The 13,180-nt window shown below is 70.2% G+C and carries 10 protein-coding genes; 5 read left to right on the forward strand and 5 right to left on the reverse strand.

The annotated features are described in order from the left end of the window. Positions 1–146: 146 nt before the first annotated feature. The 4 genes from GKQ77_RS16845 to GKQ77_RS16860 form a co-directional block, all read right to left on the reverse strand. Positions 147–1,628 carry an FG-GAP repeat protein gene (locus GKQ77_RS16845; RefSeq protein ID WP_219689594.1) on the reverse strand — a complete coding sequence of 494 codons (1,482 nt, stop codon included), beginning with the start codon at positions 1,626–1,628 and terminating at the stop codon, positions 147–149. 230 nt (positions 1,629–1,858) lie between these two features. After that, positions 1,859–3,313 (reverse strand): FG-GAP-like repeat-containing protein, encoded by a 1,455-nt coding sequence (locus tag GKQ77_RS16850; RefSeq protein WP_219689595.1) that lies wholly within the window; start codon positions 3,311–3,313, stop codon positions 1,859–1,861. A 56-nt stretch (positions 3,314–3,369) separates the two neighbouring features. Continuing rightward, the gene (locus GKQ77_RS16855) at positions 3,370–4,764 is read right to left on the reverse strand and encodes an FG-GAP-like repeat-containing protein (protein WP_219689596.1); all 1,395 of its coding nucleotides are present in this window, start codon (positions 4,762–4,764) and stop codon (positions 3,370–3,372) included. 203 nt (positions 4,765–4,967) lie between these two features. Continuing rightward, complete coding sequence (locus GKQ77_RS16860) at positions 4,968–7,235, reverse strand: (Fe-S)-binding protein (RefSeq protein ID WP_219689597.1); 2,268 nt, start codon at positions 7,233–7,235, stop codon at positions 4,968–4,970. Between the two features lie 356 nt (positions 7,236–7,591). On the opposite strand from GKQ77_RS16860, the gene dnaK reads away from it, so the two are divergent. The 5 genes from dnaK (at position 7,592) to GKQ77_RS16885 (ending at position 12,546) form a co-directional block, all read left to right on the forward strand. Continuing rightward, positions 7,592–9,454: a molecular chaperone DnaK gene (dnaK, locus tag GKQ77_RS16865; protein WP_219689598.1), complete on the forward strand. Its 1,863-nt coding sequence runs from the start codon at positions 7,592–7,594 to the stop codon at positions 9,452–9,454. Next, a complete protein-coding gene (gene grpE / locus GKQ77_RS16870; protein ID WP_219689599.1) occupies positions 9,454–10,185 on the forward strand; it encodes a nucleotide exchange factor GrpE in 732 nt (243 codons plus the stop codon). Before dnaK ends, grpE begins: the two co-directional genes overlap by 1 nt. Before the next feature lie 33 nt (positions 10,186–10,218). After that, the gene (gene dnaJ / locus GKQ77_RS16875; RefSeq protein WP_219689600.1) at positions 10,219–11,412 is read left to right on the forward strand and encodes a molecular chaperone DnaJ; all 1,194 of its coding nucleotides are present in this window, start codon (positions 10,219–10,221) and stop codon (positions 11,410–11,412) included. 1 nt (position 11,413) lies between these two features. Continuing rightward, a complete protein-coding gene (locus GKQ77_RS16880; RefSeq protein ID WP_219689601.1) occupies positions 11,414–11,875 on the forward strand; it encodes a heat shock protein transcriptional repressor HspR in 462 nt (153 codons plus the stop codon). A 122-nt stretch (positions 11,876–11,997) separates the two neighbouring features. Continuing rightward, on the forward strand, positions 11,998–12,546 hold the full coding sequence (locus tag GKQ77_RS16885; protein WP_219689602.1) for a hypothetical protein: 549 nt from the start codon (positions 11,998–12,000) through the stop codon (positions 12,544–12,546). Here GKQ77_RS16885 and GKQ77_RS16890 read toward each other — a convergent pair. After that, the coding region (locus GKQ77_RS16890) for a helix-turn-helix transcriptional regulator (RefSeq protein ID WP_219689603.1) at positions 12,509–13,180 on the reverse strand (672 nt) is incomplete at its 5' end. The two genes, GKQ77_RS16885 and GKQ77_RS16890, sit on opposite strands and share 38 nt — an antisense overlap.

The raw sequence follows: 13,180 nt of genomic DNA on the forward strand, positions 1-13,180 counted from the left end.
GTCAGGGACGCGGCGAGGAGAAGGGTGCGTACGCGCACGAGGGCTCCGGGGAGTGGGAGAGCGGGCCCGCACTCGGGCCCGGGCGGAAGGGGAGGGCGGGCCCGCACTCGGAAGCGCGGGCCCGGCTTGGAGAGGGGCGGGAGACGTCAGTCGGCGAAGTTGGTGCCGAGGCGGGGCGTGCCCGAGCCGGAGATGCCCACGGTCGAGGTGTAGACGCCGGACGTGCCCGAGAGCGTGCCGTCCGCCTTGGAGTCCAGGAGGTAGAAGGCGCCGTTGGAGCCGTTCTCGCCGTACGCGCCGATCGCGAGGTCGCCGCGGCCGTCGTCGTTCAGGTCGTCGACGTGGACCTCCGAGCCGAAGAAGTCGTTCTTCTCGTCGGCGTTCGGGACGCCCGGGGTGTTCTGGCTCAGCAGCACCGAGTTCTTGGTGGAGAGGCCGGAACCGTCCGCGGCGCCGTAGATGACCGTGACGGAGCCCGCGTTACTGACGCCGTCCAGGTTCTCGCCGGGGGTGCCCACGACCAGGTCGAGGTGGCCGTCGCCGTTGATGTCCCCGAGGTCCAGCTCGGTGCCGAACGCGTCGCCGGTCTCGCCGCTGCCGGGCACGCCCTCGGACTCCTGGGTGATGACCTGGCTGCCGCCGTACGGGCCGGTGGACTTGCCCTTCACGACGTACACGGTGCCGCCCTTGTGCGCGCCGGAGATGCCGTCGTCCCAGGTCAGGCCGATGATGATGTCGCCGTAGCCGTCGCTGTCCGTGTCGCCCACGTCGGTGATGACGCCGCCGGGAAGCCGCTGTACACCGGTCGTCGTGACGCCGTTCGCGCTGCCGGGCAGCCAGAGGTTCGCGTTCTCGCCCCCGGCGACGGAGTAGCCGTCGACGATCAGGTCGTCCTTGCCGTCGCCGTTGACGTCACCGGAGTGCAGGTTGAACGGGCCCGCGTCTTCGCCGCTCTGGATGGGCGGGGTGACGGTGTAGTGGCGGCCGGTGCCGCCGGCGCGGGTGAAGCCGCCCTCGTACACGTCGATGGTGGCCGTGCCGGAGCGGGCTCCGATGGCGAGGTCGTCCTTGCCGTCGCCGTCGAAGTCGCCCGCCTGGAGGGGCCCGCCGAAGTAGTCGTGCTTGGTGGGTCGCGGGTCCTTCACCGTGGTGCCGCCGGAGAGGCCGTTCTTCGAGCCCCACAGGATCTGCACGGTGCCGCCGTCGACGTCCGAGCCGACGTCCTCGCCGAACGCGGCTACCGCGAGGTCGTCGTACCCGTCGCGGTTGAAGTCGCCGTACGCGGTGTCGGCGCCGAAGCTGTCGCCCTTCTCGGCGTCGCCGGGCACGCCCGCGCTGTTCTGGCTATACGTGGTGTGGTGCCGTTCGGCGCCGCCGTAGGTCACGGTGACCTGGCCGGCCTCGGCCTTCCCGCCGACGTACGCGCTCGGGGCGGAGGTGGCGAGGTCCGCGACGCCGTCGCCGTTGAAGTCGGCTTCGTCCGGCTGTGTGGCGGGGGCCGGCGCGGCGGTGGCGGTGGTCGCCGTGGCGGTGAGCAGTCCACCGGAGAGCGCGGCAGCGACGGCCGTCGCCGCGGCGAGGCGTATGCGTCCGGGTCTGTTGGCGGTGGTGCGCTTGTGCTGGGCCATGCGGTTCTCCTGCGGCATGCGGGGATGGGGCGTTCACCGGGCGTTGGCCTCGGTGTCACGCCGTGGTCGGCGAAGGGGAGACCGCCGGGTGGCCTCAAGGGTTGTACGGGACACGTGAGTTGGAGACAGAGAACGCCGGACGGGCTGGGAAGATCCAGCCCGTCCGGCGTTTGAGGACGAACTCGGCGAAGCCGGTGATTTACCGGCCAACCGAAGACACCGCCCAAGGCCTACCGGCCAAGCACCGTCCCGTAGGCCACGCTGCCCGAAAGCCCCAGCTTGCCCGGCGTCACCGAGGTGACCGGCGGGTTCGGGCCGTCCTTGGGAGCCGCGGCGTACCAGACGCCGCCCTTGCCGTCCTCGCCCGGCGCGCCCACCGCGATGTCCGGGTAGGTGTCGCCGTTGTAGTCACCGGTGGTGACGGCCGCGCCGAGCCTGTCGCCGGCCTCCGCGTTGCCCGCCACGCCCGTGGAGTTCTGGGTGAAGGAGGGGCCGACGAGGTGCTCGCCGGTGCCGAGCGCGGCGAGGACCCAGTACGAACCGGCCTTCTCCGCGGTGCCCACGGCCTCGGTGTCGGCGCCGACGATCAGCTCGTCGATGCCGTCCTTGTCGACGTTGGCGGAGGCCAGGTGCGCGCCGAAGTTGTCGTCGGCCTCCGCGGTGCCGCCGACCTGCGGGCTGTCCTGCGTGGTGCAGGAGAAGCCGCCGTGGCCGAGGGCGCCGCCCTTCTTGCCGAAGACGGTGAGGACGGCGCCGCCGAGGCGGTCCTCGCAGGCGGTGCTCTCCCACTCGGGGTTGGGCTGGACGTTGCCGATGGCGAGGTCGTCGGTGCCGTCGCCGTCGAAGTCACCTGCGGCCAGGGCGGAGCTGGTGGTGTCGCCGGTGGACCACGTCGTCTTCCACGCGCCGGACGCCCGGCTCAGCACCTGGGTGCCGCTGATCTCCATGCCGTCGTACGCCAGGGCGATGTCGTCGCCGCCGTCGCCGTCGAAGTCACCGCTGGTCACGACGGTCGGCCCGGCGAAGTGCCAGCCCTGGATGCGGGAGAGCGTGGCGGGCGAGCCCGCGGTGAACGGGCCGGGCCGCATCGCGAGCGAACTGGTCTCGTCGAAGTGGGTGTTGAGGGCGATGTCGTTGTCGCCGTCCCTGTCGAAGTCGCCGGTGGTGAGCACCGCCCCGTAGCCGCGGGCTTCGCCGTTTCCTGAGGCCGCGGTGAAGCCGCCCTTGAAGCCGCTCGCGGAGCCCCACACGATCGTGACGGTGCCCGCGTCCAGGGCGGCGTCGATGTCCTCGCCGGGGGCGCCGACGACCAGGTCCGCGTAACCGTCGCCGTTCATGTCGTTCGAGTCGACGGCCTTGCCGAACTTGTCGCCCGCCTCGGCGGTGCCGGGCACGCCCGTGGTGGCCTGGCTGACCGTGGCCGAGCCGTGCTTGCCGAGGCCGGAGGCGCCGCCCCAGACGACGTTGACGTATCCGGCACCGGCCTTGCCGCCGACCGTCGCGCCGGGCACGCCGACCGCGAGGTCCGCGTAGCCGTCGCCGTTGTAGTCGGCCCGGAGCTGGGAGGAGGGGGCGGCCGATGCGCTGCCCGCCGTCAGGCCCGTGAGGGCGAGGGCCGTGGCGGCGCAGAGGGCGCCCGCCGCGATGAGCCTGTTCCGCGCGGGCTTCCGCACGTGCTGAGTCACTGAGATGTCTCCAACTGGGTTAAGGGGAAAGCGAGTTACCCGGCAAGCGGTAAAGGTCAGCGCAGGGTGTGTCCGAAGCCCGCGTCCACGCCCCCGACGCCGAAGTCCCTGCCGTTGAAGGAGGTCGCGTAGGACGAGGTCAGGCCGGTCGCCGTGCCGCGCAGGGACCACACGGCGCCGACGTCCCGGGTCGTGTCGATGTCCTCGCCGGTGGCGCCGGTGGCCAGGTCCGCCTTGCCGTTCTTGTTGATGTCCTTGAGGCGTACGGACGTACCGAAGTGGTCACCCGGCTCCGCGACGCCCGGCACGCCCGAGGTCTCCTGGTGCCAGGACTTGCCGGAGGTGAACGCGCCCCGGGAGGACTTCAGGAGCGTCACGCCACCCGCGCCCGCGACCCCGCCGACGGTCTCGCCGGGCGCGCCCACCGCGAGGTCGGCCAGGCCGTCGCCGGTCACATCGCCCGCGGAGACGGAGGCGCCGAAGCCGTCGCCGCTCTCGTCGGTGCCGGGCACGCCCGCGCTGTCCTGGTGGTACGTCGTCGGGGCGCCGAACTTCCGGTCGCCGCCGAGCCGTACGGTGACCGAACCGCCCTTGCCGGCGCGGGAGTCGCGCGAGTTGCCGGTGATCAGGTCCGCGTAGCCGTCGCCGTTGACGTCACCGGCGGTGGCCGCGTCGCGGGTGGCGGTGGGGTCGTCGCCCTCGCCGAGGATCTCGGCCTGGTAGCCGTAGTCGCCCGCGCCGCCGTTCATGTGGGCGGTCCAGGCGCCGCCGTCCGCGCGCTCGCCGTACAGGACGAGGCTGATGCCGTCCGCCTGCTTGAAGTTCCCTGCGACCATGCCGTCGAGGCGGGTGCCCTCGGGGATGAAGTCGACCTCCAGGCCGAGCGGGCGCTCGAATTCGTTGCCGTCGCTGTAGTACCACCAGTTGTCGCCGCTGACCACGGCGAGCTGTTGGCTTCCGTCGCCGTCGAAGTCGGTCCAGACGGTGGCCTCGCCGAAGCGGCCCGCGGTGTCGGCGGGGGAGTTGACGACGCGACCGCCCTGGTGGAAGCCGTTCTTGCCGCCCCAGATGAGGGTGACGGCGCCGGACGGCCTGCCGTCGACCTTCTCGCCGGGGGCGCCGACGACGAGGTCGGCGTAGCCGTCGCGGTTCACGTCGCCCGTGGTGACGTTCTCGCCGAACTCGTCCTCGGGCTCGGTCACGCCGGGCACCTGGCGGGAGTTCTGGGTGAGGGTCGTCGCCCGGTTGGCGGCGAGCCCGGACGCCGAACCGAAGGTGACGGTCACGGAGTTGGTGCGTGGTGAGCCGATAGCGAGGTCGCGGTAGCCGTCGCCGTTGAAGTCGTCCTTCAGCACGGAGGCGGCACTCGCCGGGCCGGCCAGCGGCAACGTCAGCCCCGCGGCGGCGAGGGCCGCGACGGTGGCGGTGACGGCCAGGTTTCTTGCGCGCACGTGGTAACTCCCGGAACTGGGGGGACTCTGGGTGGAGCTGGGCTTCCGGGTGTGTGACTCGTGAGGTGTACGAAGGGTTGTGCGAAGGGAAAGGCACGGTGTCCTCGCCGAGCCGCTTGCGGCAGGCGAAGGCCGGCCCCGCACGCGAAAAGGCCGGCCCCGCCTAAAGAGGGCGGAACCGGCCTTTCTCCGTACCAGGATGCCTACTTGACCGGCTCCGGCTCCGGCGTGTCCACCGACTCCTCGTCACCCGCCGGATCGGCGGGCGTCTTCACGGAGTCGAGCAGCAGCTGTGCCACGTCGACGACCTGGAGCGATTCCTTCGCCTGGCCGTCGTTCTTCTTGCCGTTGACCGAGTCGGTGAGCATGACCAGGCAGAACGGGCACGCGGTGGAGACGATGTCGGGGTTGAGGGAGAGCGCCTCGTCGACCCGCTCCGTGTTGATCCGCTTGCCGATCCGCTCCTCCATCCACATCCTGGCACCACCGGCGCCGCAGCAGAAGCCGCGCTCCTTGTGGCGGTGCATCTCCTGCTGGCGCAGGCCCGGGACGGCGGACATGATCTCGCGCGGGGGCGTGTAGACCTTGTTGTGACGGCCCAGGTAGCAGGGGTCGTGGTACGTGATCAGACCCTCGACCGGCGTCACCGGGATCAGCTTGCCCTCGTCGATCAGGTGCTGGAGCAGCTGCGTGTGGTGGATGACCTCGAACTCGCCGCCCAGCTGGGGGTACTCGTTCGCGATGGTGTTGAAGCAGTGCGGACAGGTGGCGACGATCTTCTTCGCGGACTTCGGCTTCTTCGTCGCCGGGTCCTCGTCGTCCTCGCCGTACGCCATGTTCAGCATCGCGACGTTCTCCTGGCCGAGCTGCTGGAACAGCGGCTCGTTGCCCAGGCGCCGGGCGGAGTCACCGGTGCACTTCTCGTCGCCGCCCATGATCGCGAACTTGACGCCCGCGATGTGCAGCAGCTCGGCGAAGGCCTTGGTGGTCTTCTTGGCCCGGTCCTCGAGGGCACCCGCGCAGCCGACCCAGTAGAGGTAGTCGACCTCGGTGAGGTCCTCCACGTCCTTGCCGACGATCGGGACCTCGAAGTCGACCTCCTTGGTCCACTCCACGCGCTGCTTCTTGGCGAGCCCCCAGGGGTTGCCCTTCTTCTCCAGGTTCTTGAGCATCGTGCCCGCCTCGGACGGGAACGCGCTCTCGATCATCACCTGGTAGCGGCGCATGTCGACGATGTGGTCGATGTGCTCGATGTCGACCGGGCACTGCTCGACGCAGGCGCCGCAGGTGGTGCAGGACCACAGGACGTCCGGGTCGATGACGCCGTTTTCTTCGAGGGTGCCGATCAGCGGCCGCTCGGCCTCCGCGAGGGCGGCGGCGGGGACATCGGCGAGCTGCTCGGCCGACGCCTTCTCCTCGCCCTCCATGGTCTTGCCGCCGCCCGCGAGCAGGTACGGCGCCTTGGCGTGCGCGTGGTCGCGCAGCGACATGATCAGGAGCTTGGGGGAGAGCGGCTTGCCCGTGTTCCAGGCGGGGCACTGCGACTGGCAGCGGCCGCACTCCGTACACGTGGAGAAGTCCAGCAGACCCTTCCAGGAGAACTGCTCGACCTGGGAGACGCCGAAGGTGTCGTCCTCGCCCGGGTCCTCCCAGTCGATGGCCTTGCCGCCGCTGGTCATCGGCTGCAGCTCGCCGAGGGTGGTGGAGCCGTCCGCGTCCCGCTTGAACCAGATGTTCGGGAAGGCTAGGAAGCGGTGCCAGGCCACGCCCATGTCGGTCTTCAGGGAGACCGTGATCATCCAGATGAACGAGGTCGCGATCTTCACGCCCGCGAAGAAGTACGTGAGGTTCTGGAGCGTGGAGACGTCCAGGTCCTGGAGCGCCGAGACCAGCGGGTACGAGATGAAGAACGAGGCCTCGTAGCTGTCCACGTGGTGCTGGGCGCCCTCAAGGGCGTGCAGCATGAAGATGCAGACGCCGACGATGAGGATGACGGTCTCGACGAAGTACGCCTGGCCGGTGTTCGATCCGGCGAAGCGGGACTTGCGGCCGGGCTTGCCGGGCCGGTTCAGCTGCCGGATGACGATCAGCGTCACGATGCCGAGCACGGTCATCGTGCCGAGGAACTCGACGAAGACGTTGTACGGCGCCCACTCGCCGATGATCGGCAGCATCCAGTCGGCCTTGAAGAGCTGGCCGATGGCGTTGACGATCGTCAGCAGCAGCGAGAAGAACCCCACCGCTACGAACCAGTGCGCGACACCGACGATGCCCCACCGGTTCATGCGCGTATGGCCGAGGAACTCCTTGACCACGGTGAACGTGCGCTGGATGGGGTAGTCGGTCCGGGTTCCGGCGGGCACGGGCTGGCCGAGCCGCATGAACTTGTAGATCTGCACGATGGCACGGCCGAACAGCGCGACGCCGACCACGATTAGGACCAGCGACACGATGATCGCGGCGAGTTGCATTTGGGGGCTCCTCGGGCCTGCGAGGCGAACTAATACTAAGCGGTAACTTATGCAGTCCGTCTGAGACTACCCACTTACTCCGCCGCACTGTAGCCAGCAACCCGGTGATCTGCGTCGCTCAGGCAACCCTTCGCGGTTCGATCACCGGGCGACAGGAGCGCCCCGTCAGGGGCGCGGGGAACGGCGCGAGCAACCAAACGAGACTCGCAGCTGACCACGAAGCCCCGGGAGGGCCAACTTGCGCGTAAGCACGCGATAAGAGTTGAGCCCCCCAGACTCACATCTGTTGACGCCAGCGCAGCACTCATGCATGCTTGAGCCAGATCCACTCAAGAAGTACCTCTGGAGGAACCGAAATGGCACGTGCGGTCGGCATCGACCTGGGCACGACTAACTCCGTCGTCAGCGTTCTCGAAGGCGGCGAGCCCACCGTCATCACCAACGCCGAAGGCGCCAGGACCACGCCGTCCGTCGTCGCCTTCGCGAAGAACGGCGAGGTGCTCGTCGGCGAGGTCGCCAAGCGCCAGGCGGTCACGAACGTCGACAGGACCATCCGGTCGGTCAAGCGCCACATGGGCACCGACTGGAAGGTGGACATCGACGACAAGGGGTTCAACCCCCAGCAGATCTCCGCGTTCATCCTCCAGAAGCTGAAGCGTGACGCCGAGGCGTACCTGGGCGAGAAGGTGGCCGACGCGGTCATCACCGTCCCGGCGTACTTCAACGACTCGGAGCGCCAGGCGACGAAGGAGGCCGGCGAGATCGCGGGCCTGAACGTCCTGCGCATCGTGAACGAGCCGACGGCCGCCGCCCTGGCCTACGGCCTGGACAAGGACGACCAGACGATCCTCGTCTTCGACCTCGGTGGCGGCACCTTCGACGTGTCCCTCCTGGAGATCGGCGACGGCGTCGTCGAGGTGAAGGCGACGAACGGCGACAACCACCTCGGTGGTGACGACTGGGACCAGCGCGTCGTCGACTACCTGGTCAAGCAGTTCAACAACGGCCACGGCGTGGACCTCTCCAAGGACAAGATGGCGCTCCAGCGCCTGCGCGAGGCGGCCGAGAAGGCCAAGATCGAGCTGTCCTCCTCCACGGAGACCACGATCAACCTGCCCTACATCACGGCCTCCGCCGAGGGCCCGCTGCACCTGGACGAGAAGCTCACGCGCGCCCAGTTCCAGCAGCTCACGTCCGACCTCCTGGAGCGCTGCAAGACGCCGTTCCACAACGTCATCAAGGACGCGGGCATCCAGCTCTCCGAGATCGACCACGTCGTTCTCGTCGGTGGCTCCACCCGCATGCCGGCCGTCGCCGAGCTGGTCAAGGAGCTGACCGGCGGCAAGGACGCGAACAAGGGCGTGAACCCGGACGAGGTCGTCGCCATCGGCGCCTCGCTCCAGGCCGGTGTCCTCAAGGGTGAGGTCAAGGACGTACTGCTCCTCGACGTGACCCCGCTGTCGCTTGGCATCGAGACCAAGGGCGGCATCATGACCAAGCTCATCGAGCGCAACACGACCATCCCGACGAAGCGCTCCGAGATCTTCACGACGGCCGAGGACAACCAGCCGTCGGTCCAGATCCAGGTCTACCAGGGTGAGCGCGAGATCGCGGCGTACAACAAGAAGCTCGGCATGTTCGAGCTGACGGGCTTGCCCCCGGCCCCGCGCGGCGTCCCGCAGATCGAGGTCTCCTTCGACATCGACGCCAACGGCATCATGCACGTGACCGCGAAGGACCTGGGCACGGGCAAGGAGCAGAAGATGACCGTCACCGGCGGCTCCTCGCTGCCGAAGGACGAGGTCGACCGCATGCGCCAGGAGGCCGAGAAGTACGCGGACGAGGACCACGCCCGCCGCGAGGCCGCCGAGTCCCGCAACCAGGGCGAGCAGCTCGTCTACCAGACCGAGAAGTTCCTCAAGGACAACGAGGACAAGGTCCCCGGTGACGTCAAGACCGAGGTCGAGGAAGCCGTCACCGAGCTGAAGGAGAAGCTCAAGGGCGAGGACACGGCCGAGATCCGCACCGCCACCGAGAAGGTCGCCGCCGTCTCGCAGAAGCTGGGCCAGGCCATGTACGCCGACGCCCAGGGCGCGCAGGCCGCCGGTGCCGAGGGCGCGGCCCCCGGCGCCGAGCAGCCCAAGGAGGACGACGGAGTCGTCGACGCCGAGATCGTCGACGACGAGAAGCCCGGAGACGCGAAGGGTGGCGCCGCCTGATGACCGAGGAGACCCCGGGCTTCGGCGAGAACGAGAACGCCGACAAGCCTGACGTCCCCTCCGGCGCCACCCCTGATGACGCGGCGCCGAAGGCCGCCGAGCCCTCCACCGAGGAGAGCCCGGCGGCCCCGGCCGGGGACGCAGCAGAGAGCAAGACGTCCGCCCAGGACGTCGGCCTGACCGCCCAGCTGGACCAGGTGCGCACCGCGCTCAACGAGCGCACGGCGGACCTCCAGCGGCTGCAGGCCGAGTATCAGAACTACCGCCGCAGGGTGGAGCGGGACAAGGTGGCGGTGAAGGAGATCGCCTCGGCGAACCTCCTCTCCGAACTCCTTCCGACCCTCGACGACATCGGCCGCGCCCGTGAACACGGCGAGCTGGTCGGCGGCTTCAAGTCGGTCGCCGAGGCGCTGGAGACGGTCGTCGCCAAGATGGGCCTCCAGCAGTTCGGCAAGGAGGGCGAGCCCTTCGACCCGACGATCCACGAGGCCCTGATGCACAGCTACGCACCGGACGTCACCGAGACGACGTGCGTCGCGATCCTGCAGCCGGGGTACCGCATCGGCGAGCGCACCATCCGCCCCGCGCGGGTGGCCGTCGCCGAGCCGCAGCCCGGCGCGCAGACCGTCAAGGGCGACGAGTCCTCCGACGGCTCCGAGGCGGCCACGGCTCCCGCGGAGGGTGCGGAAGGCTCGGACGAGAAGGAGACCGGTGGCCCGGACAAGGGCTGACGGCTACGAGATGAGTGAGGAGGGACGTCGAGGATGAGCACCAAGGACTTCATCGAGAAGGACTACTACAAGGTCCTCGGCGTCCCCAAGGACGCCACCGAGGCCGAGATCAAGAAGGCGTACCGGAAGCTCGCCCGCGAGAACCACCCGGACGCCAACACGGGCAACGTCAAGGCGGAGGAGCGCTTCAAGGAGATCTCCGAGGCGAACGACATCCTCGGGGACCCCAAGAAGCGCAAGGAGTACGACGAAGCGCGTGCTCTCTTCGGCAACGGCGGATTCCGGCAGGGTCCCGGAGGCGGCGGCGGTTCGTTCAACTTCGACCTGGGCGACCTCTTCGGAGGCGGCGCCCCGGGTGGCGGTGGAGCGGCCGGCGGCGGCTTCGGGGGCGGTCTCGGTGACGTCTTCGGGGGCCTGTTCAACCGCGGCGGCGCGGGTGCCGGTTCCGGCACGCGTACGCAGCCGAGGCGCGGCCAGGACATCGAGTCCGAGGTCACGCTGAGCTTCACGGAGGCGGTGGACGGCGCCACGGTGCCGCTGCGCATGTCCTCCCAGGCCGCCTGCAAGGCCTGCTCCGGCACCGGCGACAAGAACGGCACGCCGCGCGTGTGCCCGACCTGCGTCGGCACGGGCCAGGTCTCGCGGGGCGGCGGCGGCGGTTTCTCGCTGACCGACCCGTGCGTGGACTGCAAGGGCCGGGGCCTGATCGCCCAGGACCCGTGCGAGGTCTGCGCGGGATCGGGGCGCGCGAAGTCGTCCCGCACCATGCAGGTGCGGATCCCGGCAGGGGTGAGCGACGGCCAGCGGATCAGGCTCCGCGGCAAGGGCGCACCCGGCGAGCGGGGCGGCCCGGCCGGCGACCTCTACGTGGTGGTGCACGTCGACGCCCACCCGGTCTTCGGCCGCAAGGGCGACAACCTCACGGTCACGGTTCCGGTGACGTACCCCGAGGCGGCACTGGGCGGCGAGGTCAAGGTCCCGACCCTGGGCGGACCCGCCGTCACCCTGAAGCTGCCCGCGGGCACGCCCAACGGCCGTACGATGCGGGCCCGCGGCAAGGGCGCCCTCCGCAAGGACGGCACCCGGGGCGACCTGCTCGTGACGGTCGAGGTGACCGTGCCGACGTCGCTGAGCGACGGGGCGAGGGAAGCCCTGGAGTCCTACCGCGAGGCGACCGCGGGCGACGACCCGCGGGCAGAACTGTTCCAGGCCGCGAAGGGAGCATGAGATGGACGGCCGTCGTCGACAGTCCGGTTTCAGTAGGGCGTACCAACTCACCGACGAGACGCCGGTGTACGTCATCTCGGTGGCCGCACAGCTGAGCGGCCTCCACCCGCAGACCCTGCGTCAGTACGACCGTCTCGGCCTGGTCTCCCCGGACCGCACCGCGGGCCGCGGCCGCCGCTACTCCGCCCGCGACATCGAACTGCTGCGCACCGTGCAGCAGTTGTCGCAGGAGGAGGGCATCAACCTCGCCGGCATCAAGCGCATCATCGAGCTGGAGAACCAGGTCGCCGCGCTCCAGTCCCGTGTCGCGGAGCTGTCCGCGGCCGTGGAGGGAGCGGCCGCCGCCATCCAGCAGCGCGAGGCGGCGGTGCACGCCTCGTACCGCCGCGACCTGGTCCCGTACCAGGACGTGCAGCAGGCGAGCGCGCTGGTGGTGTGGCGTCCCAAGAGGGCGACGGAGTAGCTCGACGATCTCTGTGTGCGGCGCGCGTCGGGGCCGGGAGGTGGGAACCTCCCGGCCCCGGCGCGCGTTGCGTCTGACGACCTGAAGTGATTGTCGGTGCTGGGGGAAGTGGGTAGTTCGGCATGGCCATGGTGGGACTGTTCTGGATCGCCGAGGGGGACGTGTACGTGGGGGCGAAGCCGTCCGGCCTCGCCGCCGGGGTGCGCCTGACGCCGGAGGGCGTGGTGGCACTCGGCGACAAGCAGTCGGCGTTCTGGCCCTGGGAGGACGTCCACTCGCTGGCCATCGACGACGTCCCGGTGCGGTCCCTCAAGCGCGGGGTGGGCGTGGCCGTGGACCTGGTCCTGACGGTCGGCCTCGGCGGCGGGGACGAGGCGCCCACGATGACGGTCCGCGTGGGCGGCCCCGACGGCGCCGAGACGGAGCTGACGGCGTACACGGCGGCGGCGGTCGGCTACAGCGCCACGGAGTACGACCTCTCGCGGACCCTTCTCACCCGCCTCACCCAGGGCGCGGGCACCCTCCTGACGACGCTGACGGCGATGGCGGAGTGGGGGCGGCGGCACGAGGGCGGCTCGCCCCGGGCGGCCGGGCGGGAGGCGCTGCTGCGGGAGTGGCTTGCGGTGGCGGACGCTACTGAGCCCGGTCGAGGAGACCGGAGCGGCCGATGAGGTAGCCGAGCTGGGCGCGGCTCTCGCTGCCGAGGGTGGCGGCGAGTTTGGCGATGTGGACGCGGGCGGTGCGGATGTTCATGCCCAGGCGGTCGGCTATCTCGGCGTCGGTGTGGCCTTCGACGAGGAGGCCCGCTATGGCGCGCTGGCGGGGGGTGACGCCGCCCTCGGAGATCTGCGGGGCGGCCTGGGGCCACATGGGGGTGGCCAGGCGCCACAGGCGCCAGAAGGTGGTGGCGAAGTAGGCGACGAGGGCCGGGTGGCGCAGTTCCAGGGCGATGCTGCGGTCCTTGCTCGCCGGGATGAACGCCACGGTCCTGTCGAAGACGAAGAGGCGGTCGGTCACCTCGTCCAGGGTGCGGGCCTCGGCGTCGCCGTCGAGCTGTTCCAAGTAGGCGAGCACGGGCAGGGAATGGCGCGTTGTGTGCTGGTAGAGGGTCCGCATCCGGCAGCCCCGGCTGAGGATCCCCTGGTCCCGGGGGAAGGCCTCGGCCAGCGTCTCGGGCGGCCGGGTGCCGCCGGGCTGGATGGCGAGGAACTCCTCGGTGACGTCGTGCATGGCGCGGTCGATGGCCGCGTTGATGCGTTCGACGCCGTCGAGGACGGTGATCGCGGGGGTGCCAAGAGCGCCAAG

Origin of the sequence: Streptomyces anatolicus (assembly GCF_019400875.1) — a bacterium.
Classification (GTDB): Bacteria; Actinomycetota; Actinomycetes; order Streptomycetales; family Streptomycetaceae; genus Streptomyces; species Streptomyces anatolicus.

Coding starts and splice junctions, on each gene's coding strand:
- GKQ77_RS16860 (WP_219689597.1), bottom strand. CDS start 7,235: ATGCAACTCGCCGCGATCATCGTGTCGCTGGTCCTAATCGTGGTCGGC.
- grpE (WP_219689599.1), top strand. CDS start 9,454: ATGACCGAGGAGACCCCGGGCTTCGGCGAGAACGAGAACGCCGACAAG.
- dnaJ (WP_219689600.1), top strand. CDS start 10,219: ATGAGCACCAAGGACTTCATCGAGAAGGACTACTACAAGGTCCTCGGC.
- GKQ77_RS16880 (WP_219689601.1), top strand. CDS start 11,414: ATGGACGGCCGTCGTCGACAGTCCGGTTTCAGTAGGGCGTACCAACTC.
- GKQ77_RS16885 (WP_219689602.1), top strand. CDS start 11,998: ATGGCCATGGTGGGACTGTTCTGGATCGCCGAGGGGGACGTGTACGTG.
- GKQ77_RS16845 (WP_219689594.1), bottom strand. CDS start 1,628: ATGGCCCAGCACAAGCGCACCACCGCCAACAGACCCGGACGCATACGC.
- dnaK (WP_219689598.1), top strand. CDS start 7,592: ATGGCACGTGCGGTCGGCATCGACCTGGGCACGACTAACTCCGTCGTC.